This window comes from Roseomonas sp. USHLN139 (assembly GCF_037145735.1).
Taxonomy (GTDB): Bacteria; Pseudomonadota; Alphaproteobacteria; order Acetobacterales; family Acetobacteraceae; genus Pseudoroseomonas.
The window spans coordinates 51,947-76,031 of sequence record NZ_JBBCWY010000014.1 but is presented as its reverse complement, the minus strand read 5'-3'; the positions used below and the strand labels follow the sequence as shown (position 1 = coordinate 76,031).

The following is a 24,085-nucleotide window of genomic DNA, read 5'->3' as shown; positions in this document are numbered from 1 at the left end:
CTCGGATCACTTCTCGAGATGGGCCTCGAGCATCCACAGCTTCTTGTCGAGGTCGCGCGACAGGCCGGTCAGCAGGTCGGCGGTGTCGGCATCGCCGGCCTCGTCGGTGCTGTCGATGCCCTCGCGGACATTCTTCGCCAGGGCGGCGAAGCGGTCGGCCAGCTCCTTCACATGCTCGAGCTGCGCCGTCGTCTTCTGCGGATAGGGCGACAGGCGGGTCTTCTCGGCGACGATCTGGCTGGTGCCGTCCGGCGTGCCGCCGATCTGCACCAGGCGCTCGGCCACCTCGTCGGCCGAGGCGAAGAGCTCGTTGTAGAAGCCCTCCAGCATCAGGTGCAGGCCGATGAAGCTCGGGCCGCGCAGGGTCCAATGCGCCATGCGGACGCAGTTGGTCAGGTCGATCATGTCGGTCAGGGTGCCGTTCAGCACATTGACCGAGGCCTTCTTGGCATTCTCGCCGAGGTCGTTGCGGGTCGCACGAAGCGCCATGGGAAACATCCTCCTGGTCGGGCAAGGGAAACGCTGAAGCTAAGGCTGGGGTTTCAGCGCCGTCTTGTCAGCCCTGCGCATCATCGCGCCGTTGCATGGGTGTGCCGCGCCGGCGTCCTGACGCATCAGGGCGATTGGTGGATGTAGCGCGTGGCCTCGGGCCCGGTTGCAGCATGGCCGTCAGCACAGCGGTGCAGGGCGGCGGCGCGGGCGATGGCGGCACGGTCGGCCGGCTGCAGCCGGTCGAGCTCGCGCAGATGCTCGGTCCAGTTCTCCACCGCCCACATCTCCACCCAGAGTTCCGGATGCGCGACATCCTCGTAGAGCCGCCAGACCATGGCGCCGCTGCGCAGCCGGACGCGGCGCAGATCGGCCATGGCGGCCAGGAACTCGGCGCGATCGGCCGGATCGATGCGGTAGCGCAGCATCTCCAGCACGCGGCCGCGGTCGCTGGCGAGCAGCGTCGCCAGCTCGGCCGCCGGCGCCTCCGGCTCGGGCAGCAGGGAAGTGCCGGCCTCGGCGGCCGGCCGGCTGTCCAGCGACCAGCGCCGCATCACCAGCGCGGCGACGGCGCCGGCGGCGCCGAAGGTCAGCAGCGCCGGCTGCACGCCGACCGCCGTGCCGGCCCAGCCGGCCAGGGCGGAGCCGAAGGCCAGGGCGCCGAAGAAGGACAGCTGGTAGATGCCGATGGCGCGCGCCCGCACCCAGGAGGGGGCAGAGAGCTGGGCCGCCGCCTGCAGCGTGCTGGCCGCGCCGATCCAGGCGGCGCCATAGAGCAGCATGCCGAGCGCCGCCGGCGCCCAATGCCCGGCGATGCCCAGCAGGAACAGCGCGGCCGAGGCCAGCAGCGAGGCCAGCGCCACCAGGTCGCTGCGGCTCATGGCGTTGCGCGCGCGCGGCAGCAGCAGCCCGGCGCCGACCGCGCCCACCCCCATCACCGCCAGCATCAGGCCGAAGGCTTCCGGCCCCAGCCCCAGCGTGTCGCGCACCAGCAGCGGCAGCAGCCCCCACATCGCCGCGCCGAAGAAGAAAAAGATGACGGCGCGCAGGATGATCAGCCGCATGATCGGCGAGGCGCCGACGAAGCGTACCCCGGCCCGCATCGCCGACAGGAAGTGCTCCTTCGGCAGGCGGCTGCGCGGCGCCTCGCGCTTCCAGAGCAGCAGCGCCACGATCAGGATGACGAAGCAGAGCGCGTTGAAGGCGAAGGCGGCCTCGGTGCCGGCGAGCCCGATGATGAAGCCACCCAGCGCCGGCCCCACGGCGCGCGACAGGTTGAAGCCGATGCCGTTCAGCACGATGGCCTGGGTCAGGTCGGATCGCGGCACCAGCTCCGGCGTGGTCGCCGCCCAGGCGGGGAAGTTCATCGCACTCCCGGCGCCGATGGCGAAGGTCAGCGCCAGCAGCCCCCAGGGGCCCATCATGCCGGTCGCCGTCAGCGCGCAGAGCAGCAGGCCCATGGCGCACATCCAGGTCTGCGCCAGGATCAGGTAGCGGCGGCGGTCGACGATATCGGCCAGCGCGCCGGAGGGCAGGGCGAGCAGGAAGACCGGCAGCATGGAGGCCGCCTGCACCAGGCTGACCATCATCGGCGAGGGCGCCAGGCTGGTCATCAGCCAGCCGGCGCCGGTGTTCTGCACCCACATGCCGGTGTTGCTGGCCAGGTTTGCCAGCCAGAGCAGCCGGAAGGCGGGATGGCGCAGCGGCGCGAAGGCGGAGGGATTCGGGGCGGTGGTGCTCATGGGCGGCTGGCGGATCCGCGCCGCCCGGGCGGGGGCGGGAAGGCGGGTCCAGATCCTTTCGTCAGGCGGGGCATCGGGCGGAGGCAGCGGACCATAGCCGGCGGCGCGCGGCCTGGCCCGGGGCCGGCCCGCGCAAAGCGGCGCATGACGCAGAAGTCAGGCGAAGCCGGCCTCGCGCGCCCGCACCAGCCCGACCAGGGTGGCGTTCACCGGCGCGGCGATGCCGGCCTTCTGCGCCTCACGCGGGATCGATCCGTTGATCGCGTCGATCTCGCTCTTCCGCTGCGCGAGATGATCGAGCAGCAGGGAGGGCCGGGCATCCGGGATGGCCTGTCCGAAGCTGGTGATGTGCCGCACCGGGTCGTCGACCGTGATCGGCACGCCGCGGGCCTTCGCCACCGTCCAGGCCTCGACACCGGCGGCGCGGGCCACGGGCCAGAGGTCGGGGTCGGCCATCACGCCGCCGATGGTCTTGCCCGACAGCGCGCAGACCGCCGAATAGGTGACGTTGCAGATCAGCTTCTCCCAGGTCAGCCGGGCGATGTCGTCCTCGGCGGCGACGCGGAAGCCGGCCGCCTCCCAAAGCGCCGCGATGGCCCGCAGCCGGTCGGTCGCCGGTCCCGCCAGCTCGCCGATCCGCACCTTCTCCATGCCGTTGTGATGCGCGTGGCCCGGCCCCTTCAGCGAGGCGCCGAAGCCGCCGGCGATGCCGGCGACCACATGGGCGCCGGGGAGCGCCGCGGCCAGGGCCTCGCTGCTGCCCAGCCCGTTCTGGATGGTCAGCACGCTGCTGCCCGGCCCGAGCAGCGGCGGGATGGCGCGGGCGGCGGTGGCGACGTCGCGCGCCTTGGTCGCCAGCACCACCAGGTCCACGGGCGTCGCGCCCTCGGTGGTGGTCGCCGCGCTGACCCGCACCACCCGGTCGCCGGAAGCGCCCTCGACCCGCAAGCCGTCGCGGTTCATGGCGGCGACGTGCTCGGGCCAGGCGTCGAAGGCCAGCACCTCGTGCCCGGCGGCGGCGAAGAGGCCGGCATAGACCGAGCCCATCGCCCCGCAGCCCAGAATCGCGATGCGTGCCATGGCGTCGTCACTCCCTCTGTCCCGGACGCCTCGGGACGGGCGCCTCAGCCCGGCAGCCTCCCCCGCATCAGCGCGGCCACGCAAGCCTCGAAGCCGGCAAGATCGCGCCAGCGCTCGGCCTGCGGCACGGCGCGGACCACCAGCGGCCCGCCGGAGGCCTGGATGCCGCCATCGATCATCAGATTGTCGGTGCGGCCGAAATCCTCGAGATGCAGCCCCTCGGCATCCACCCAGCCGCTCTCCGGCCGCGGCGCCACGCCGTCGCCGAGGAAAGCCCGGCTGCGCGCGAGAAAGTCGCGCCCGTCATTGGTGTAGCCGGCGACCGGCCGCCCCAGCGCTCGCATGAAGCCCAGCTCATAGACGGTGCCGGCATCGGCGGAGGGGCCGCGGAAGGGGGTGAGGTTGGCGATCAGCGCGTCGCAGGCACGGATATGCGCCTCGTTGCGGAGATAGATCTCGAAGAAGCGTTCTTGCGCCGCGTCGGCGGCCGGGTCGTCGATGGCATCCAGGGGGAAGACGCCCACCGCGCCATGTTGCGCGCAGAGGGCCTTCTTGCGGGCGGCCATCTCCAGGGCATCGGGCAGGAAAACGTCAGGGCCGGCCAGGTAGATCTTCATGGCCTTATTCTGACAAAGGCGAGAAAGACCTTCAAAGGCCAGGGGCATGAAATCCCTGTTTCTTTCAGATCGCCATGTCCATGGGGCGACGGGAGGTGGCCCGGCCCCGCCGCAGCGCAACCTGTCAGCGCACGCTGCGGGCCACCGAGACACCCTGGTGCCGCAGCCGGCAAAGGCGCTGATCTTCAAACGGCCAATGAATAGAAAAAAGAAGAGGGCTCGGGGGAATTCATTCCCCCGACCTTAAACCCTGTCTTCGCTCTTTCAGGCCGCCTGCTCGACCATGGCCAAGGCCCGCAGATCCGCCTCGAAGCGGTCGCGCCAGCGCTCCAGGCTGTTGAAGCGCATCACCTTCATCATCGAGGCGTGGCGTTCCTGGCGTTCCTCCCGCGACATGGAGAGCGCCTGGTCCAGCGCGGCGGCGACGCCGGCCTCGTCATGCGGGTTCACCAGCAGGGCGGCGTCGAGCTCGCGGGCGGCGCCGGCGAATTGCGACAGGACGAGCACGCCGGGGTCCACGGGGTCCTGGGCGGCCACGTATTCCTTGGCGACCAGGTTCATGCCGTCGCGCAGCGGGGTGACCAGGCCGACCTGGGCGGCGGCGTAGAGCGGCATCAGCGCCTTGCGCGGGAAGCTGCGGTTCAGGTAGCGCAGCGGCGTCCAGTCGAGCTCGGCGAAGCGGCCGTTGATGCGGCCGGCCTCGCCTTCCAGCTCGCGGCGGATCGTCTGGTAGGCCTCGACGTCGGAGCGCGAGGGCGGGGCGATCTGCAGGTATTCGACGCGGCGGTGCCAGGACGGGTGGTTAGCCAGGAAACGCTCATAGGCGGCGAAGCGCTGGCGCAGGCCCTTGGAATAGTCCAGGCGCTCGACGCTCATGATCAGGGCGCGGTCGTCGACGGCGCGGTTGAGGGCGGCCATCTGCGGGTGGTCGGCGCCGGCCACCGCCTCGGCGCGCAGCGGATCGACATGCACGCCGATCGGATAGACGCCGGTGCGGATCAGCCGGCCATGCGCCGCGACCACGCCGCCGGGGAATTCCTCGCCGCCGAGCTCGCGGCGGACATAGTCGGCGAAGGCCAAACGGTCGCCCTCGGTCTGGAAGCCGATCAGGTCGAACTGGCAGAGCGCGCGCACCAGCTCGGCATGGGCGGGCACCGTCATCAGCACGGCGGGCGCCGGCCAGGGGGTGTGCAGGAACAGGCCCATGCGGTTCTTCAGGCCCTGGGCGCGCAGCTCCTCGGCCAGGCAGAGCAGGTGGTAGTCATGCGCCCAGATGACGTCCTGCGGCCCGACCAGCGAGGTCAGGTGGTGGGCGAAGTGGCGGTTGACGCGGCGATAGCCCTGGAACTCGGCCCAGTCGAAGCGGGCCAGCGCGGTCTGGTAGTGCAGGATCGGCCAGAGCGTGCCGTTGGCGAAGCCGCGGTAGTATTCATTGTAGTCCCGCTGCGTCAGGTCGGTGGTGTAGAGGGTGACCGGGCCGGAATGGGCGACCATCGGCGGGTGGCCGGGCAGCAGGCTCTCGGCCGGGACCACGTCGGGCACGGTCTGGCCGGACCAGCCGAACCACAGCCCGCCGGTGTGGCGCAGCGCGTCCATCACGCCCGCGGCCAGGCCACCGGCGGTCGGCTCGCCCTCGGTGATCGGGGCGACACGGTTGGAAACCACGACCAGTCGCGACATGCGCGGCTATCCCTTCAGGCCGCCTCCGGCAGTTCCGGCAGGACGCCGGAATGCTGCTGCAGCAGCAGGTCTCGATACGGACCGTGGCGCTGGGCCAGCTCGCTCGGAGGGCCGTCCTCCACGATCCGACCCCGATTCATGACGATGATTCTGTCGAAATTTTGGAGCGTCGACAGGCGATGCGCGACGGCGATGACGGTGCGGCCGCGCATCAGGCTGTCGAGGGCGGCCTGGATCTGCCGCTCGCTCTCGCTGTCCAGCGCGCTGGTCGCCTCGTCCAGCAGCAGGATCGGCGCGTCCTTCAGCAGGGCGCGGGCGATGGCAAGCCGTTGTCTTTGCCCGCCCGAGAGCTTGACGCCGCGGTTGCCGACGATGGTGGCGTAGCCTTCCGGCAGCGCCTCGATGAAGTCGCGGCACTGCGCCATCTCGGCGGCGCGCAGCACCTCGGCATCGGTCGCTTCCGGGCGGCCATAGCGGATATTGTCCATGACGCTTCGATGAAACAGCGCGGTGTCCTGCGGCACCACGGCCATGGCCGCGGGCAGGCTGTCCTGGGTCAGAGCAGAAATATCCTGGCCGTCGATCAGCACGCGGCCCGAATCGGGATCCCAGAAACGCTGCAGCAGCGCCAGCACCGTGGTCTTGCCGGCGCCGGAATAGCCGACCAGCCCGACGCGCTGGCCGGGCGGGATGGCGAGGTCGAGCCCGTCGAGCACGATGTCACGTCCCGGATAGGCGAAGCGGACCTCCTGGAACTCGACGGCACCGGGGCCGGGCTGCAGCGGCCTGGCATCCGGCGCGTCCTGCAGCGCGTGCGGCAGCAGCAGGGTGCCGATCGCCTCCTCCAGCCGGGCCAGCTGCTGGGTCAGCTCGACCAGGGCGACGGCGATGTCGCGGGTGCCGTTCAGGATGGTCAGCGACAGCGTCGCCAGCAGCGCCACGTCGCCGACGCTGGCCTCGCCGCGCTGCCACAGCATCAGGCCGGCGGCGAGCACGCCCGCGGTGAGGCCGACGGTCAGCAGCGCATGGATGGTGCGCAGCCATTCCATGTAGAACAGGCTGGCGCGGTGGGTGGCGATCTCCGCCTCGACGAAGCCGGAGAGCCGCTGTTTCTCGCGCAGCGTGGCGCCGAAGGCCCGCATCACGCCGATATTGCCGACGACATCGACCAGCTCGCCATCGACGGCGGCGGCGCGGCCGGCATGCTCGCGGTGCAGCGGGCCGCCGCGCTTCGCCAGCCGGTGCATGTAGAGGCCGATGGCCAGGGCCGCGACGGCCAGCGCCGCCGCCAGCGGCCAGGAGACCACGGCGGCGATGGCGATGGCGCCGAGCACCGCGGCGACCGGCGGCACGACGCTCCAGGCCAGGGTGTTCTCCAGCGCGAAGGCGGCCTGGGCGGTGGCGGAGAGACGGGCGGACAGCGCCCCCGGCAGCCGGTCGGCGAAATAGCCCGGGCTGTGGCCGGCCAGGTGCGCGAAGAGGCCGCAGCGGATGTCGCCGGCGACGCGGGTGAAGCTGCGGGTGGCCGACCAGCCGCCGAGCCGCCAGAGCAGGTTGTCGGCGGCGATCAGCACGACCAGCGCGGCGAAGGCGGTCCAGACGGCAGAGGTGTCGGTGGCGGCAGGGCCGGGGGCCACCAGATCGATCAGGTGTTTCAGCCCGTATTGCGTGGCGACGCCGCAGAGCACCGCGGCCAGCACCGCGCCGAACACCAGGGCATGGCCAGCCTTGTGCGCAGCGGCATGGCGGAGCAGGAAGCCGAAGCCCGAGGGGAGGGTCCTGGAGACGGTCAAAGCCAGCCCACTTTTCGCCATAATGAATTTGTACGTTGAGGATGAAATAAGGGTACGGCTGAGCCGTTCAAGTCAAGCGCGGCCCTGTTTTAAATAGAAGCTGTGATCTGCCTGAGAAAAGGGATCGCGTTCATGCGTATCGCTCAAATATCGCCGCTGTTCGAAGCCGTGCCTCCCAAGCTCTACGGCGGCACCGAGCGCGTCGTCTCCTCGCTGACCGAGGAGCTGGTGGCGATGGGCCATGAGGTGACCCTCTTCGCCAGCGGCGATTCGATCACCACGGCCCGGCTGGCGGCGATGCGCGACCAGGCGCTGCGCCTCGATCCCTCGGTCAAGGACTGGGTCGCGCACTACATGCGCATGGTCGAGATCATCGGCCAGCGCGCGCATGAGTTCGATGTGATCCATTCGCATATCGACTATTTCCCGCTCGGCCTGCTCGACCGCCAGCGCGTGCCCTTCGTGACCACGCTGCACGGCCGGCTCGACCTGCCCGAGTTCAAGATGATCTACGAGACCTATGGCCATACGCCTTACGTCTCGATCTCCGACCATCAGCGGCTGCCGATCCCGAAGCTGAACTGGGCGCGCACCATCCTGCACGGCATGCCGAAGGACCGGCTGACGCCGCAGCCGGTCGAGCAGAAGTATTTCGCCTTCCTCGGCCGCGTCTCGCCGGAGAAGGGGCTGGATCGCGCCATCCGCATCGCCGCCCGCGCCGGGGTGAAGCTGAAGGTCGCCGCCAAGATCGACGATGCCGACCGCGCCTATTACGACCGGGTCATCGCGCCGCTGATGACGCAGGACCATGTCGAGTATATCGGCGAGATCAACGACGACCAGAAGCCGGAATTCCTCTCCGGCGCCCATGCGCTGCTGTTCCCGATCGACTGGCCGGAGCCCTTCGGCCTGGTGATGATCGAGGCCATGGCCTGCGGCACGCCGGTGATCGCCATGCGCCGCGGCTCGGTGCCCGAGGTGATGGAGGACGGGCTGACCGGCTTCGTCATCGACAACGAGGACGAGGCGGTCGCCGCCGTCGCCCGCATCCCGGAGCTGGACCGCGCCAAGGTGCGCGCCCGCTTCGAGCAGCGCTTCACCTCGCGCCGCATGGCCGAGGATTATGTTGCTCTCTATGAGCAGCTGATCGCCGAGAAGCAGAAGCCGCAGCTGCGGGCGGTCAACGGCGGCAACTGAGCCGGCCGCCGGCGACAAGGGATACCAGGCCGGGGGGCGCAAGCTCCCCGGCCTTTTTCATGGCCTCAGCGGCGCATCGCCCGGACCAGCACCAGCACCGGCAGCAGGCCGACCGCGACGATCAGCAGCGCGGCGGTGCTGGCCTCGGCCAGGCGCTCGTCGGCGGCCAGGTTGTGGACGCGCACCGCCAGCGTATCGAGGTCGAAGGGGCGGACGATCAGCGTCGCCGGCAGCTCCTTCATGGTGTCGACGAAGATCAGCACGGCGCCGGTTAGCAGCGCGCCGCGGGCGAGCGGCGCCTCGACCCGGGCGATGGCGGCGCCGGGGCCATGGCCCAGCGTGCGCGCCGCCTGCAGCAGGCTGGGCTGCAGCCGCGACAGGCCGGATTCCACCGCCGACTGGCCGACCGCCAGGAAGCGCACCAGATAGGCGAAGACCAGCGCCACCATGGTACCCGACAGCAGCAGCCCGGTGGAGAAGCCGAGCTGGGCGCGCGCCCAGCCATCCACCGCATTGTCGATCAGCCCGAAGGGCACCAGCGTGCCCACCGCGATCACCGAGCCCGGCACCGCATAGCCGAGGCCGGCGAAGCGGTTGGCGCCGCGCGCCAGGGTCGAGGGATAGAGCCGCACCCCCCAGCCCAGCAGCGCCGCCAGCGCCACGCCGATCAGCGCGGTGACGCTGGCCAGCAGCAGCGAATTGCGGGCGAAGGGCAGGAAGTTGGCCGGCTCCAGCGCGTCGCCATTGGCCAGCATCAAATGAAACAGCCCGCCGGCCGGGATGACGAAGCCCACCACCAGCGGCAGGGCGCAGGCCAGCGTCGCCGCCCAGCCCTTCCAGCCGCGCAGCTCGTGCGGGCGCAGCGGCGGGGTGCGCGTCGTCGTCGGGTGATAGCGGCGGCCGCCGCGCGAGGCGTGCTCGGCCAGCAGCAGCAGCGCCACCACCCCCATCAGGCAGGCGGCGAGCTGGCTGGCGGCGCCGCGGTCGCCCATGCCGAACCAGGCCTCGTAGATGCCGGTGGTGAAGGTGCGGACGGCGAAATAATCGACCGTGCCGAAATCGGCCAGCGTCTCCATCAGCACCAGGCCGATCCCCGCGGCGAGCGCCGGCCGCGCCAGCGGCAGCGCCACGCGGAAGAAGGTCCGCGGCAGCGACAGGCCGAGGGTGCGCGAGGCCTCGATCAGGCAGGTGCTCTGCTGCAGGAAGGCGGCCCGGCAGAGCAGATAGACATAGGGGTAGAGCACCGCCGCCAGCATCACCGCCGCCCCCGGCAGGCTGCGCACCTCGGGGAACCAGTACTGGCCCCAGCGCAGCCCGGTCAGGTCGCGCACCAGGCTCTGCACCGGCCCGGCCGAATCCAGCAGCCAGGTGTAGAGATAGCCGCAGACATAGGCCGGCATGGCCACCGGCAGCAGCAGCGCCACCTCCAGCGACTTGCGCCCCGGGAAGCGGCAGGCGGTGACCAGCCAGGCGCAGCCGACGCCCGCGGCACCAGCCATCGCCGCCACCAGCAGCCCGAGCTGCAGCGAGTTCCAGAGATAGGGCAGCAGGTTGGTCTGCACGATATGGTGCCAGACCTGTCCGGCCCCCTGGCCGGAGAGCAGCGGCCAGGCGGCATTGGCCAGCACCGCCAGCACCGGCAGCGCCACCAGGGCGGCGATCAGCCAGCCGGACCGGGCCCAGAGCGGCACGCGCCGCCGCGGCGGAAGGGCCGGAGCGACGGCCGTGAGAGAGGTCATGGACACGAGGGTGAAAATGCCTCGCATCCGCGGGGGAGGGAAGGGGCTGCCAGAAATCAGACCGGAGGGGAGGAGCCGGGGGGATCCGGCCCCCGGCCCGTCCCCTCAGTCAGCGAGGGGAAGCAGCTCGATCCGCTGCATCTCCATCCGGTCCACGGCCTCGCGCGAATAGAGCATCGGCACGTAGTCGCCCTGGGCCCAGTGCGGCGCCAAGTCGGCGTAGTGCGGCGAGGCGGGGTCGCCGGACTGGCCGGGAGCGTTGATGCAGAGGCTGTTGTCCCATTCGCCGACATCCATCACCAGCCGCACCGAGGCGCCGAAGGTGCAGCGGAAGTCGCCGGGGCGGTAGCCGGTGTGCATCGGCGTCTGCGCGCTGCCGCCGACCGGGAAGGGGCCGACATCGAGCGTCGCGGTCTCGGCGGTCAGCCCCTGCAGGGCATGCGCGAAATAGCCATGGTGCAGCCGGCCCCAGCTCCAGCCGCTCGGGCAGACGCCCATGCGGGCCTCGCAATCGTGGAAGGCGGCCTTCAGGCAGTCGGCCAGCAGGGCGTCGCGGGCGGCGGCGGGCAGGCGGGCGTCGGGCTGCTCCAGCACCCGCAGCAGGCTCTCCATGTCCTGCGGCAGCAGCAGCGGCCGCAGCGCCGCGTCGGGCACCAGGGCGGCCAGCAGCCTGGGCTTCAGGTGCTTGGTCAGGAAGACCTCGAACAGGGCGGCGGCGGCGCTGTCGGCGGCCAGGCGGAAGTCCCAGTCCTCCAGCAGGGTCTGCGCCGCCCAGAGCTCGGGCGCCGCGCCGCGCGGCAGGGCGAGCAGCAGGGCGCAGAGCCGGCGCGCCGGGATGGAGAGGACATCGGTCTGCAGCGCGGTGCAGTCGGCCAGCGTCAGCAGCGGGCCGCGGGTCAGCGCCTCGCGGATGCGGGTGGCGCGCGACGCCTCGGTCCATTCGTAGCCATAGGTCTTCTCGGCGTGGTTCCAGTCGGCCGGCAGGTTCTGCTCGTTGGCGCTGTGCACGAAGCCGTCCAGCGGATCGACGCGCCAGGGGTGCTGCGCCGGGTCGAGCAGGCCGGACCACTCGTAGCGCCCGTCGCCGGGGACCGGCAGCAGCCCGTCCCAGTTCGGCCGCTGCGGGGCGTAGCCGGCGGGCGTCCAGGCGATGGTGCCGCTGGTATCGGCATAGACCTTGTTGACCGAGGGCGTGCCCCAGCGCCGCATCGCCGTGCGGAATTCCTCGAGCGAAGTGGCGCGCATCGAGGCCAGGCTGGCGAGATAGGGCGCCGAGCCGGGCATCGACCAGACGGTGCGGATGGCGACCGCCCGGCGGGCGGCGAGGTCCTCGGCGATCACCGGGCCGTGCCGGGTGAAGCGCAGCGTCAGCACCTGGTCCGGATGGCCCTTCACCGCGAAGCTGTCGCGCACCAGCTCCATCCGGGCGAAGCCGTCGCCGTGGCGGTAGGCATCGCGGTCGCCCTCGGCCGTCTCGTAGACATAGACGTCCTCCTGGTCGGCGCCATGGATGGTCAGCGCGAAGGCCGCCGTGCCGTTATGGCCGATGGAGATGCCGGGCACCGCCGGCTCGCCGGCGCCGATGGCGTTGAAGCCCGGGCTGTCGAGATGCACGATGTAGCGCAGCGAGGGTGCGGCATGGGCGCGGTGCGGGTCGGAAGCCAGGATCGGCCGGCCGCTCTCGCTGCGGCTGCCATGGATCGCCCAGTTGTTCGACCCCTCCATCTCGGCGCCCATCACCACCTCGCCGAGATCGGTCAGCCCGGTCCAGCGGCGCCAGTCCTCGAGCGGCGCCGCCAGGCGCTCGGGCGAGAAGGTGACGGCGGCGGTGGCCAGCTTGAACTGGGTCAGCACCTCGGTGCCGAGGCTCGAGAGGTCGAGCCCCTCGGGCCGCACCGGCTCGACCATCGGCTCGAGGTTCTTGCGCAGCAGGTCGGTGGCCAGGTCGGCCTTCGACAGCACGATGCCGCGCAGCACCTCGGAGAGCGCGTTGCGGGTCAGGCTGTGGCTGCGGATGCGCACGACGTCTTCCGCCGCCCAGCGCGCCGGCCGGGTGCCGAGCGCGCGGAACTCCGCCGGCAGGCGGGCGGGCTCGGCCTCGACCAGCCCGACGAAGGCGTTGATGCCGGCGACGAAGGCTTCGCAGATCTGTTTCGCATCGGGCGCGTAGGCAGCGAACTCCGCCTCCATGTCGCCGCGATAGAGAAACAGGCGGCTGGCGCGGTCCTGCGCCAGGAAGCCGGGGCCGAAATCGGCGGCGAGCAGGCCAAGGCCCCGCTTGCGCCACAGGTCGATCTGCCAAAGCCGGTCGCGCGCCGCGTTGAAGCCCTGCAGGAAGAACAGGTCGGCCTCGTTCGCCGCCCGCAGATGCGGGATGCCCCAGCGGTCGACATGGATCGAGGCCGGCGCCTGCAGCCCGCGCAGCCGGATCGTCTCGCCGGGCAGGGTCGGGGCGGGCGGAGCGTCGGTGTCGTTCATGGCGGAGCGCATTCCCAATCGGCAGAGCCGGGGAAGCTAGAAGCCTGCCTCCTGCCGTGCAATCCGGCCGCCCGGCGAATATCGCAAGGCGCTACCGATCGGTCGAAAATCCCCCGCCGGCCCCGGCGGGACAGGGGGATCAGCGCAGCCCGCTGCCGCCGCTGAGCGCCCGCGCCGCCTCGATGGCGAGCGGCGCGAAGCGGGCGGTGAAGCGCGCCGGCGGCCATTCGGACAGCGAGCCGGCGACATGGATGGCGCCGACCGGCCGGCCCTGCTGGTCGAGGATGGCGGCGCCGACGACGACCTCGCCGATCAGCATCTCCTCCAGCACGACGCTGTAGCCCTCGCGCCGCGCCTGGTCGATGCGCGCCATGATGGCGTCGGGGTCGAGCAGGGTCTTCGGTGTCGCCGGGCGGATATCGGCACGCGCCAGCATGGCGGCGACCTCGTCGCGCGGCAGATGCGCCATGCAGGCGCGGCCGCCGGAGGTGATGAAGCTGGCCAGCCGCCGTCCCGCCAGGGTCGCGAAGAAGGTCTCGCGCTTGCTCTGCCGGCGCAGCGCATAGACGATGCTGGTGCCGTCGAACAGGCTGAGGTCGACGCGCTCGCCGGTGCTGCGCTGCAGCTCGATGATCACCGGCGTCGCGCGCTCGATCAGCGGGCGGGAGCGCAGGAAGTCGAAGCTGCGGTCGAGGATCTTGCGGCCGGGCGTGTAGCCGCGGCCATTGGCGCCGCGCTCCAGGTAGCCGAGCTTCAGCAGGGTATGCGCCATCCGCTGCGCCGAGCTGCGGTCGATGCCGGAGAGTGCCGCCAGCTCGTTCAGGCTGAGCTCGCCCGGCTGGCGGGAGAAGGCCTCGAGCAGCGCCAGCCCCTTCTGCAGGGACTGCACGAACAGCCGGTCGTCTGACATCGCGGGCGCCTCCTCCTCCCCGGGGGGGGGTTTGCGGCCGCGGCGCGGGGGACGCAAGCCGCAAGCGGGAGCGTGCCGGGGAAAAACCGTCACGCATCGGTCGTCACGATGCCAGGGCCGTCTTTCGTGCCTGCCCGGAGAGGGGCATGATCGCGGCCCTGCCGCCCTTCCGGCCGGCGCTTTTCCACCGTCCGGAAGCCTGTCGTTCGATTTCTGGAGACCGGCCCCATGGCCCTGCGCTGCGACCTGATCATCCGCGATGCGACCATCTTCGACGGCACCGGCGCGCCGCGCCGGATCGGCGATGTCGGGGTGACGGGCGACCGGATCGTCGGCGTGGGCGACCTCGGCGGCGCCAGCGCCGACCGCGAGGTGATCGCGACCGGCAAGGCGCTCGCGCCGGGCTTCATCGACGCGCACACGCATGACGACCGCGCCGTGCTCTGCGGCCCCTCCTGCACGCTGTGCAAGATCAGCCAGGGCGTCACCACCGTGGTGGTGGGCAATTGCGGCGTCAGCCTGGCGCCGATGCGCCACACCCAGAAGCGCCCGCCGGCGCCGCTCGACCTGCTGGGCGACGAGCAGTGGTGGACCTTCGACAGTTTCGGCGACTACGCGCAGGCGCTGAAGAAGCAGGGCAGCGAGGTGAACACCTATGCCCTGGTCGGCCACCAGACGATGCGCGTGGAAGCCATGGCCGGCGACGTGCATCGCGTGGCGACCGACAAGGAAATCCAGCGGATGCACGGGCGGCTGAAGCAGTCGCTGCTGGAAGGCGCCTCCGGCTTTTCCACCGGCCTGTTCTACCCGCTGAACAAGGCGGCGACGACCGAGGAGGTGATCGCGGTGGCCGAGGCGCTGCGCACCACCGACGGGCTCTACACCAGCCACATGCGCGACGAGGCCGACCATATCCTGGCCTCGATCGAGGAGACGCTGGCGATCGGCAAGCGCGTCGGCGTGCCGGTGCATATCAGCCACCACAAATGCTCGATGCCGGAGAATTACGGCCGCTCGGTGCAGACCCTGGCGCTGATCGAGGCGGCGGCCTCGATGCAGGAGCTGGCCTTCGACATGTATCCCTATCCGGCCGGCTCCACCGTGCTGATGCCGGACCGCATCCGCGCCGATATCCGCACCGTCGTCACCTGGTCGGTGCCGCATCCGGAGATGGCCGGCAAGGACCTCTCCGAGATCGCGCGCGGCTGGAACACCGATGTGCGGCTCGCCGCCGAGCGGCTGCTGCCCGCCGGCTGCGTCATGTTCCAGATGGACGAGGAGGATGTGCGCCGCATCATGCGCCATCCGCTCTCGGTGATCGGCTCGGACGGGCTGCCGCATGACGAGAAGCCGCATCCGCGCCTCTGGGGCACCTTCCCGCGGGTGCTCGGCCTGTATTCGCGCCAGCTCGGCCTGTTCGACATGGAGACGGCGGTGCACAAGATGACCGGCCGCAGCGCCGCGATCTTCGGCATGGTCGACCGCGGCGTGATCCGCGAGGGCGCCTATGCCGACCTGGTGCTGTTCGATCCGGCGACGGTGATCGACAACGCCACCTTCGAGGAGCCGGTGCAGATGAGCCTGGGCATCGAGCAGGTCTGGGCCAATGGCGTGGCGACCTTCGCGCAGGGCAAGGAGACGGGCGAGAAGCCGGGGCGGCTGGTCACCCGCAACCGCTAGGCCGCGCCGGCGGGCGGGATCGCGCGCGGCGGCCTTCCCGCGGCTTTCGCCTCAGGCCACCAGGCCCTCGGCCGCGCTGGCGATGCGGTCGCGCCCCCGGTGCTTGGCCTCGTAGAGGGCGGCATCGGCGGCGCGCAGCAGCATGTCGGCGGCGGTGCCGGGGGCGGGGATGCGGGCGGCGACGCCGAGGCTGACGGTCACCCGCCCGCCCGGCGCCGCCGGATGCGGCAGGTCCAGCCGCAGCAGCTGCGACTGGATGCGCGCGGCGATGCGCAGCGCGCCCTCCATTGGCATCTCCGGCAGCAGGACAGCGAATTCCTCGCCGCCATAGCGCGCGGCCAGGTCGACATCGGGGCGGATGGCGGCGCGGATGCAGTCGGCCAGGCTGCACAGCACGGCATCGCCCGCCGGATGGCCCTGGCTGTCATTGAAGGCCTTGAAGTGGTCGATGTCGAGCATGATCATCGCCAGCGGCTGCGCCTGGCGCTGCAGCCGCGCCCATTCCAGCGCCATCAGCCGGTCCAGCCGCCGGCGGTTGCCGAGCCCGGTCAGGGCGTCGGTCTCCGACAGCTCGGCCAGGCGCGCGCCCTCGGCCAGGGCCAGCGCCTCGGCGGCGCGGCGCAGCCGCAGCTCCTGCCGCAGCCGCAGCAGCAGCGCCGCCATGATCAGCGACAGCAGCCCGACCGCCAGCCCGATCCAGGTCGCATGCTCCCGCCATTCGCGCAGGATTTCCTCGGTGGCGACGGCGACGTTCAGGATCAGCGGCCATTCGCCCAGGCGGGTGAAGCTGTAGAGCCGCTGCACCTCGTCGATCGCCGCGGTGCCGATGAAAACCCCCTTCGGCGTGGACATCGTGCGGCGCACCGTCGGCGCCCGCGACAGGTCGAGCCCCGGCTGCGCGCCGCCGGCCGGGCTGCGGTAGATCAGCGTGCCGTCGGCGGCGAACAGGTTGATCGTGCTGGCGCGGCCGATCTCCATGCCGCCGAGCAGGTCGCGCAGATAGGCCAGGCGCAGCGTGCCGACCACGACGCCGGCGAAGCTGCCATCGGCGGTGGGGATGCGGCGGCTGAGCGCGATCAGATGGTCCTGCTGGTAGCGGTCGGGGAAGGGGTGGCTGATCTGCAGCCCCGCCGCAGGGTCGGCCGCGTGGCGGAGGAAGAAGTGATGGGCGGAGAAGTCGCGCCGGCTGCCGGCCCCCGGGTCGGAGCTGGCGACGATCTCGCCTTTGGCATCCATCACCACGATGCTGCCCAGATGCGTGGTCGCCGCGGCCGGCGCGAAGAGCAGCTGGCCGGGCAGTGGCCGCGGCAGCTCGCTGTCGCCGCGATCGGCCAGATTGGCCGCCACCCCCTGCAGCGCGCGGTCATAGAGATCGATCTGGCGCATGATGTCGCGGCCGGCCAGGGCCAGCAGGTTCTGCGCGTTGCGCTCGGCCTTCTGCCAGGCGTCGCGCCGCAGCTCCCAGACCTGGATGGCGCAGAGCGCGGCGAAGCAGAGCGGCAGCAGCAGGCCGAGCCAGAGGGTCAGCCGCTCGCCCCGCTCGACGGGGCGGCCGGCAGGGCGCCGCAGCCCGGACCGCAGCGTCCCGGCGGCAGGGGCAGGCTCGGCGGACGGGCGGCGTGGCTCGGCCTGCGGCATGGTCCGGCGGAATGAGAGTGGCGTGCGAGGGGGCGCGGCGGCACCTTATCATCGAATCCCGGCGGTGTGCCAGCCGTTACGCCACCGCTTCCCGCCGGGCCGCGGCCGCCGATGAGGCAGATGTCACGCCACGGTCAGCGACGGCCCGTCGATCAGCGACTAGCCTGCGCCGGATGGCGGCGGAGGCCTGCGGGGGATCGATGATGGACAGCCGGGTGCGCGAGATTCTGACGCTGTCGCGGCGCGGCCTGCTGGTGGCGGGGCGGGGGATGGCGGCGCTGGCGGCGCTGCAGCCGGCCGCCCCTCGCCGGGCCTGGGCGCAGCCGCGTTTCGCGACCAGCCCCTTCACGCTCGGCGTCGCCTCGGGCGATCCCTGGCCGGACGGGATGGTGCTGTGGACCCGGCTGGCGCCGGCGCCGCTGGAGGGCGGCGGCATGCCGATGCTGGCGGTGCCGGTCACCTGGGAGCTGGCCGAGGATGCTGCCTTCCAGAGGATCCTCCGCCAGGGCGAGGCGCTGGCCCGGCCGGAGCTCGGGCATTCGCTGCATGTCGAGCTGACCGGCCTGCCGGCCGGGTCTTCCTTCCATTACCGCTTCCGCGCCGGCGGCTGGGAGTCGCCGGTGGGCCGCACCCGCACCGCCCCGGCGGCCGAGGCGGCGCCGGGCCGGCTGCGCTTCGTCAATGCCGGCTGCCAGAACTACGAGCATGGCTTCTTCAGCGCCTGGCGGCACGTCGCCGAGGAGGACGATCTGGACTTCGTCTTCCACTATGGCGACTACATCTACGAGGGCGGGCCGCGCGGCGGCCAGCCGCGGCGGCACAACTCGGCCGAGGTCTATTCGCTCGAGGCCTATCGGAACCGCTACGCCCTCTACAAGCTGGACCCGGACCTGGCGGCGGCGCAGGCGGCGCATCCCTTCCTGCCGTCCTTCGACGACCATGAGGTCGACAACGACTGGGCCGGCCCCTTCTCGGAGGAGGATGGCAGCCGCCGCGACCGGCCGGCGGTGCCGCCCGAGCTCTTCGCCCTGCGCAAGCAGGCTGCCTTCCAGGCCTGGTACGAGCACATGCCGCTGCGCCCCAGCCAGCTGCCGCGCGGGCCGGAGATCCTGGCCTATCGCGGCCTGCGCTTCGGCCGGCTGCTGGAGGTCTCGGTGCTCGACACCCGCAGCTTCCGCACCCGCCAGCCCTGCGGCGGCGCCACCGCCGCCAGCTGCCCGGCGCGCGACGACCCGGCGGCGCAGATGATCGGCCCGGCGCAGGAGGCCTGGCTGGCCGGGCGCCTGCGCCCCGGCCGCGCCCGCTGGTCGCTGCTGGCGCAGCAGGTGCCGATGCTGCAGCGCGACACCGGCAGCGAGGCGCCGCGCTATGCCATGGACAAGTGGGACGGCTATCCGGCGGCGCGCGACCGCCTCTTCGCCGCGGCGCAGGAGAGCGGGCTGCAGGGCCTGGCGGTGGTCTCCGGCGACGTCCATGCCGCCTGGGCGGGGACGCTGCTGCGCGATTTCGCCCGGCCGGAGCGCGGCGCCGTGGGGGTGGAGTTCACCGCCACCTCGATCAGCTCCGGCGGCGACGGCTCGGAGCAGACGCCGGCCACGCCCCGCATCCTGGCGCGCAACCCGCATCTGGCCTTCTTCAACAACCGCCGCGGCTACACCCTGCACGAGGTGACCGAGGCGGTGCTGACCGCCCGCTTCCGCGCCGTCGCCGAGGTCAGCCGCCCCGGCGCCGCGCGCGAGGAGCGGGGCCATTTCGCGGTCGAGCATGGCAGGGCTGCACTGAATCCGGCCTGACCGGCACGAGACTGGTTTGCGCCGGCGGCAACGGGTGGTAGCCCTGTCACGGTGGACCGGTCTATCCTGGCCGGCCAAAAATAGTGCTGAGGAAGCTAGTGTCATGACGGTGCGCGGGTGGCAGCCCGGAAGCTGGCGCGAAATGCCCATCCGGCAGGTGCCGGATTATCCGGACCAGGCCAGGCTGAATGCCATGGAATCCCGGCTCGCGAGCTTTCCGCCGCTCGTTTTTGCAGGCGAGGCCCGGCGGCTGCAGCAGTCCCTGGCGAAAGCCGGCCAGGGGCGGGCCTTCGTGCTGCAGGGCGGCGACTGTGCCGAGAGTTTCGCCGATTTCCGCGCCAACCCGATCCGCGACACCTTCCGCGTGCTGCTGCAGATGGCCGTCGTGCTGACCTTCGGCGGCAGCCTGCCGGTGGTGAAGCTCGGCCGCATGGCCGGGCAGTTCGCCAAGCCGCGCTCCTCCGACACCGAGACGGTGGCGGGCACCACGCTGCCCTCCTATCGCGGCGACATCATCAACGGGCCGGAATTCACCGCCGAGGCCCGCATCCCCGACCCGTCGCGGATGGAATTCGCCTATATGCAGTCGGCCGGCACGCTGAACCTGCTGCGCGCCTTCGCCACCGGCGGCTATGCCGACCTGCACGAGGTGCATCGCTGGAACCTGGGCTTCGTGCAGCGCTCGCCGCTGGCCGAGCGCTACCGCGACCTCACCGCCCGCATCGACGAGACGCTGCGCTTCATGGCCGCCTGCGGCATGTCGGAAGCGCCGCAGGTGCGCGAGACCGATTTCTACACCAGCCACGAGGCGCTGCTGCTGCCCTATGAGCAGGCGCTGACCCGCGTCGACAGCACCACCGGCGACTGGTACGCCTGCTCGGCCCACTTCCTGTGGATCGGCGACCGCACCCGCCAGCCGGACGGCGCCCATGTCGAGTTCCTGCGCGGCGTGAAGAACCCGCTGGGCCTGAAGGTCGGCCCCTCGACCGATCCCGACGAGCTGGTGAAGCTCACGGAAATCCTGAACCCGGAGAACATCCCGGGCCGGCTGACGCTGATCAGCCGCATGGGCGCCGCCAAGGTGGCCGACAAGCTGCCGCCGCTGCTGCGCGCGGTGAAGCGGGCGGGCCGCGAGGTGGTCTGGATCTCCGACCCGATGCACGGCAACACCCACACCGCCGGCAGCTACAAGACCCGCTCCTTCGACGCCATCCTGGCCGAGCTGCGCGGCTTCTTCGACGCGCACCAGGCCGAGGGCACCTGGGCCGGCGGCGTGCATGTCGAGATGACCGGCAGCGACGTCACCGAATGCATCGGCGGCGCCCACCAGCTGTCGGAGGCCGATCTCTCGGCCAATTACGCCACCTTCTGCGACCCCCGGCTGAATGCCGAGCAGGCGCTGGAACTGGCCTTCCTGGTGGCCGAGGAGCTGAAGGCGCGCCGCCCCGAGGGCGCCACCCTTCCGCTGCTGGCCGCGCAGTGAGGATGTCGCGGTGATGGATGCCGTGCCGCCGCGCGACGACCATGCGGCGGCCGGTCCGCTGGGCGATCAGGAGATCGCCCGGCAGACCGACGCCTATTTCAACCGCACCAAGGCGATCGTGCAGCGCTTCGGCGATGTGCGCGTCACCTATGCCGTCTTCCTGCGCCGCCCGGTGGTCTCGGCGCCGCGGCTGATGATCGACTGGCTGACCAAGGTCGCCGCCGCGCGTGGCATCGCGATCGAGATTGAGCTGATGCACAAGGAGGGCGAGTGGGTCGGCGCCGGCGATCCGCTGCTCTATTTGACCGGCTGCTTCACCGAGCTGGCCGATCTCGAGACCCTCTACCTGCAGAAGCTGGGCCCGCCCTGCGTCGCCGCGCACAATGCCTACCAGATGTGCCTGGAACTGCCCGGCGCCGCCTTCCTGGCCATGGAGGCGCGGCACTGCGCCGGCGCCGAGATGCAGGAGATGATGGCCTATGCCGCCGCCGTCGGCAGCGCCGCCGCGCAGCGCGAAGGCGCCAAGGGCTTCATCGGCAATGCCAATGACTCGACGGCCCACTGGTTCGGCCAGCCGCGCGGCTTCGGCACCATGCCGCATGCCCTGATCGGCTATGCCCGCAGCACCGTCCGCGCCGCCGAGATGTTCCACGAGACCTTCCCGGACGAGACGCTGACCGTGCTGGTCGACTATTTCGGCCGCGAGGTCACCGACACGCTCGGCGTCTGCCAGCGCTTCCCCGAGCTCGCCGCCGCCGGCCGGCTCTCGGTCCGGCTGGACACGCATGGCGGCCGCTTCCTCGAAGGCCTCGACCCCGCCGCCTCCTATGCGGTGCTGGAACGCCATGTCCCCGGCGCCATCCGCCGCTACCGCTCGGAGACCGAGCTGCGCCACCTGGTCGGCACCGGCGTCTCGGCCGCCGCCATCTGGCGCATCCGCGAGGCGCTGGACGAGGCCGGCTTCCCCAAGGTCAGGATCGTCGCCTCCTCCGGCTTCGGCGTGACCAAGTGCCGGGTGATGAACGAGGCCAAGGCCCCCGTCGACGTGGTGGGCACCGGCAGCTTCATCCCCAATACCTGGAGCGAGACCTACGCCACGGCGGACATCGTCTCCTATGACGGCGTCGCCCGGGTGAAGCTGGGACGCGAGTTCCTGCTGCACCGGAATGGTGAGCGGAAGAAGCCGAACAGCAACTGACGAGAAGACCGGGGCAGGCCAGGGGAATGAATTCCCCTGGACCCCTTCTTTTTTCTGTCGGATTGCCGTGTCCAGGTGACGACGGTCGATGAAACGGCCCGGCGGCAGCGCGACCTTTGAGGTCGCGCTGTTTTTGTGTTTGGCGTCCCACCGCCAGCAGACAGAAAAAAGATGGGGGTTCGGGGGAATTCATTCCCCCGACCTACCCGATGCTTCCCTTCAAGCTGCCAGCTGCACTGTCTTCTCTTCGAACAACGCTGTCGCTTTCTCCAGCAGCTGCGCCTTCACCTCGGCCACGAAGGGGTTGTCCTCGGTGATCGTGCGGAACAGCGCCTCGCTGTCCTGCGACACCATGGCGGTGGCGCGGATCAGGTGGTCGAAGCTGGCGGTGGTATGGGGCAGGGCGGGCATCTCCAGGCCGGAGACCAGGCGCGCCACCAGATGGGTCAGGCCCTGGACCCAGGCCATCTGGCGATCGTGCTCCTCGGGGGTCATCGACACCACGGCCAGGCCGAGCCGGCGCAGCATCCGGGCGGCCAGGCGGGCGCGGGGGCTGGGGGCGCCGCCGGGGCACAACACCATCCGCAGCCCCTCGATCCCGTCGCGGCCGGATTGCGGGCCGAACAGCGGGTGGGTGCCGAGCAGCTCGACATGGGCGGGCAGCGCCGCGCGCAGCACGGCCAGTGGATGGGTCTTGATCGAGCAGACCTCGATGACCAGGGCGCCGGGCCGCAGATGCGGGGCGATGGCGCGGGCGGCCTCGGCCAGGCGGGCGACGGGGACGGCCAGGATGACCACCGGCCGGGAGGCGGCCTCGGCCAGCGGGGCGCTGTCGGGCCGGGCCGGGTCATGGCCCAGCACGGGGCCGAGCCGTTCCAGATGCGGAAGGCAGAAGGCGCCGAAGGCGCCGAGGCCGATCAGACCGATCTGGGGTCGCTTGCGATGGTGGCTGGACATGGAACCCTCGGGGCTGGGGGCCACCGCAGGGTTGTCGCTCGCACGAAAAAGCCGCCCTGCGGCGGCTTCGTTCGATCAGGACAGATCAGACCGGGCCGCTCGTTATGAGGAGCGGCGGTAATACAGGCGCGGCAGGGGCGCGGTCGCGGTCATCGCCGGGATGATGGCCCCTGCGGCGGCCGCGCGTCAAGCGGTCGGCGGCTTGCGCCAGGGCCTGAACGCATCCGCCCCGGCCTCGCCCAGCTGGCTCAGCAGCAGCGGCCAGGCCCTGAGGCCGTCCTCCAGCGAGGAAAGCCGGAAAAACTCGTTCGGCGCATGGACATCCTCGTCCGGCATGGCGAAGCCGAACATCAGCGTGTCGATGCCCAGCATCTCCTGGAAGATGCCGGTGATCGGCAGGGTGCCGCCGATGCGCGCCCGCGCCGGGGCGCGGCCCAGGGTCTGGCGCACCACCGCCTCGGCCGCGACCAGCAGCGGATGGCCGTCGGGCAGGGTGGAGGCGGGCGAATTGCCGCCGGGCGGCGAGAAGTCCAGCGTCACGCCGGCCGGGCACTGCGCCTGCAGGTGGTCGAGGATCTTCTGCCGCGCGGCGTCCGGATCCTGGCCGGGCACCAGGCGGGCGGTGATCTTGGCATGCGCCTCGCCGGCGATGACGGTCTTGCTGCCGGCGCCGGTATAGCCGCCCCACATCCCGTTGACGTCGATCGAGGGCCGCAGCGTGACGCGCTCACGCACCGCATAGGCCGGGTCGCCATGCGGCGTGGCGCCGACGCTGCCGTAGAACAGCGAATCATCGCCGGCCAGTTCCGCCGCGTCGGCCCGGTCGCGGTTGGTCAGCGGCGTGGCGTCGCTGTCGAAACCGGGGACCAGGATGCGGCCCGCTTCGTCATGCAGGCTGGTGACCAGCCGGGCCAGCTCGTGCAGGGCGTTGCGCACGGCGCCGCCATAGCGGCCCGAATGCATGTCCTTCTGCGCCGAGCGGAGGGTGACCTCCAGCTTGCACAACCCCCGCGAGCCGGTGTTCAGCGTCGGGATGGTGGTGCTGGCGCGGCCGCCATCGGCCGAGAGCACGGCATCCGCCGCCAGCAGCGCGCGGTGGGTCTCGATCAGGCGGCGGATGCTGGGGCTGCCGGTCTCCTCCTCGCCTTCGAGGAAGAACTTGATGTTGACCGGGCAGCCGCCCTCGACCGCCAGGAAGGCGCCGACGGTCTCGACGGCGATCAGCGTCGAGCCCTTCACGTCGGAGGCGCCGCGGGCATAGAGGCGGCCGTCGCGGATCGTGGGCTCGAAGGGCGGCGTGACCCACTGGTCGAGCGGGTCGGGCGGCTGCACGTCGTAATGGCCATAGACGATGATGGTGGGCCGGCCGGGCGCGCCCAGCCATTCGCCATACACCGCCGGCTGGCCGCCGCCCTCCAGCAGCTGCACCTTCTGCAACCCGAGCGCGGTCAGGCGGGCCAGCAGGAATTCGCGCGTCGCCTGCATGCCGGCGGCATAGGCGGGATCGGTGCTGACGCTGGGCAGGCGCAGCAGCGCCTTCAGCCGCTCCAGGATGGCTTCCTGATCGGCGACCAGACGATCGGCAACAGCTTGGCTCATCGCGACAAGAAT

17 protein-coding genes are annotated in these 24,085 nt (G+C 71.4%); 5 read left to right on the top strand and 12 right to left on the bottom strand.

Translation table 11 applies throughout. From position 1 onward, the window contains the following. Nucleotides 1-6: 6 nt before the first annotated feature. From dps to WFI16_RS24445, 6 genes are all read right to left on the bottom strand, one after another. Nucleotides 7-489 carry a DNA starvation/stationary phase protection protein Dps gene (dps, locus tag WFI16_RS24470; RefSeq protein WP_419900479.1) on the bottom strand — a complete coding sequence of 161 codons (483 nt, stop codon included), beginning with the start codon at nucleotides 487-489 and terminating at the stop codon, nucleotides 7-9. Nucleotides 490-614: 125 nt separating this feature from the next. Continuing rightward, nucleotides 615-2,231 (bottom strand): MFS transporter, encoded by a 1,617-nt coding sequence (locus tag WFI16_RS24465; protein WP_419900478.1) that lies wholly within the window; start codon nucleotides 2,229-2,231, stop codon nucleotides 615-617. Nucleotides 2,232-2,387: 156 nt separating this feature from the next. Then, nucleotides 2,388-3,311 (bottom strand): ketopantoate reductase family protein, encoded by a 924-nt coding sequence (locus WFI16_RS24460; RefSeq protein WP_419900477.1) that lies wholly within the window; start codon nucleotides 3,309-3,311, stop codon nucleotides 2,388-2,390. A 44-nt stretch (nucleotides 3,312-3,355) separates the two neighbouring features. After that, nucleotides 3,356-3,928, bottom strand: coding sequence for a nucleoside 2-deoxyribosyltransferase (locus tag WFI16_RS24455; RefSeq protein WP_419900476.1), 573 nt, complete (start codon nucleotides 3,926-3,928; stop codon nucleotides 3,356-3,358). A gap of 264 nt (nucleotides 3,929-4,192) precedes the next feature. Then, nucleotides 4,193-5,608, bottom strand: a complete 1,416-nt coding sequence (locus WFI16_RS24450; RefSeq protein ID WP_419900475.1) for an alpha,alpha-trehalose-phosphate synthase (UDP-forming) — start codon at nucleotides 5,606-5,608, stop codon at nucleotides 4,193-4,195. A gap of 14 nt (nucleotides 5,609-5,622) precedes the next feature. Next, nucleotides 5,623-7,401, bottom strand: coding sequence for an ABC transporter ATP-binding protein (locus tag WFI16_RS24445; RefSeq protein ID WP_419900474.1), 1,779 nt, complete (start codon nucleotides 7,399-7,401; stop codon nucleotides 5,623-5,625). A gap of 132 nt (nucleotides 7,402-7,533) precedes the next feature. On the opposite strand from WFI16_RS24445, the gene WFI16_RS24440 reads away from it, so the two are divergent. Then, nucleotides 7,534-8,598, top strand: coding sequence for a glycosyltransferase family 4 protein (locus WFI16_RS24440; protein WP_419900473.1), 1,065 nt, complete (start codon nucleotides 7,534-7,536; stop codon nucleotides 8,596-8,598). Between the two features lie 65 nt (nucleotides 8,599-8,663). On the opposite strand, the gene WFI16_RS24435 is transcribed toward WFI16_RS24440, so the two are convergent. The 3 genes from WFI16_RS24435 to WFI16_RS24425 all read right to left on the bottom strand — a co-directional run bounded on the left by WFI16_RS24435 (nucleotide 8,664) and on the right by WFI16_RS24425 (nucleotide 13,725). Then, nucleotides 8,664-10,289 (bottom strand): ABC transporter permease, encoded by a 1,626-nt coding sequence (locus tag WFI16_RS24435; RefSeq protein ID WP_419900472.1) that lies wholly within the window; start codon nucleotides 10,287-10,289, stop codon nucleotides 8,664-8,666. A 153-nt stretch (nucleotides 10,290-10,442) separates the two neighbouring features. After that, on the bottom strand, nucleotides 10,443-12,815 hold the full coding sequence (locus tag WFI16_RS24430) for a penicillin acylase family protein (RefSeq protein ID WP_419900471.1): 2,373 nt from the start codon (nucleotides 12,813-12,815) through the stop codon (nucleotides 10,443-10,445). A 139-nt stretch (nucleotides 12,816-12,954) separates the two neighbouring features. Then, nucleotides 12,955-13,725, bottom strand: coding sequence for an IclR family transcriptional regulator (locus tag WFI16_RS24425; RefSeq protein WP_419900470.1), 771 nt, complete (start codon nucleotides 13,723-13,725; stop codon nucleotides 12,955-12,957). A 228-nt stretch (nucleotides 13,726-13,953) separates the two neighbouring features. Here WFI16_RS24425 and WFI16_RS24420 point away from each other — a divergent pair, with 228 nt between their 5' ends. Beyond that, nucleotides 13,954-15,405, top strand: a complete 1,452-nt coding sequence (locus tag WFI16_RS24420) for an N-acyl-D-amino-acid deacylase family protein (RefSeq protein WP_419900469.1) — start codon at nucleotides 13,954-13,956, stop codon at nucleotides 15,403-15,405. Between the two features lie 51 nt (nucleotides 15,406-15,456). Here the strand turns inward: WFI16_RS24420 and WFI16_RS24415 are convergent, their stop codons facing one another. Beyond that, nucleotides 15,457-17,043, bottom strand: a complete 1,587-nt coding sequence (locus WFI16_RS24415; RefSeq protein ID WP_419900468.1) for a GGDEF domain-containing protein — start codon at nucleotides 17,041-17,043, stop codon at nucleotides 15,457-15,459. A gap of 215 nt (nucleotides 17,044-17,258) precedes the next feature. On the opposite strand from WFI16_RS24415, the gene WFI16_RS24410 reads away from it, so the two are divergent. The 3 genes from WFI16_RS24410 (at nucleotide 17,259) to WFI16_RS24400 (ending at nucleotide 21,517) form a co-directional block, all read left to right on the top strand. Further along, nucleotides 17,259-18,836: an alkaline phosphatase D family protein gene (locus WFI16_RS24410; protein WP_419900467.1), complete on the top strand. Its 1,578-nt coding sequence runs from the start codon at nucleotides 17,259-17,261 to the stop codon at nucleotides 18,834-18,836. 103 nt (nucleotides 18,837-18,939) lie between these two features. Then, nucleotides 18,940-20,319 carry a class II 3-deoxy-7-phosphoheptulonate synthase gene (locus WFI16_RS24405; RefSeq protein WP_419900466.1) on the top strand — a complete coding sequence of 460 codons (1,380 nt, stop codon included), beginning with the start codon at nucleotides 18,940-18,942 and terminating at the stop codon, nucleotides 20,317-20,319. A gap of 13 nt (nucleotides 20,320-20,332) precedes the next feature. Next, nucleotides 20,333-21,517, top strand: a complete 1,185-nt coding sequence (locus WFI16_RS24400; RefSeq protein ID WP_419900465.1) for a nicotinate phosphoribosyltransferase — start codon at nucleotides 20,333-20,335, stop codon at nucleotides 21,515-21,517. A 219-nt stretch (nucleotides 21,518-21,736) separates the two neighbouring features. Here WFI16_RS24400 and WFI16_RS24395 read toward each other — a convergent pair whose 3' ends face one another. Continuing rightward, nucleotides 21,737-22,474 carry a prephenate dehydrogenase/arogenate dehydrogenase family protein gene (locus WFI16_RS24395; RefSeq protein ID WP_419900464.1) on the bottom strand — a complete coding sequence of 246 codons (738 nt, stop codon included), beginning with the start codon at nucleotides 22,472-22,474 and terminating at the stop codon, nucleotides 21,737-21,739. Between the two features lie 186 nt (nucleotides 22,475-22,660). After that, nucleotides 22,661-24,073 carry a dipeptidase gene (locus tag WFI16_RS24390; RefSeq protein WP_419900463.1) on the bottom strand — a complete coding sequence of 471 codons (1,413 nt, stop codon included), beginning with the start codon at nucleotides 24,071-24,073 and terminating at the stop codon, nucleotides 22,661-22,663. Nucleotides 24,074-24,085 lie beyond the last annotated feature (12 nt).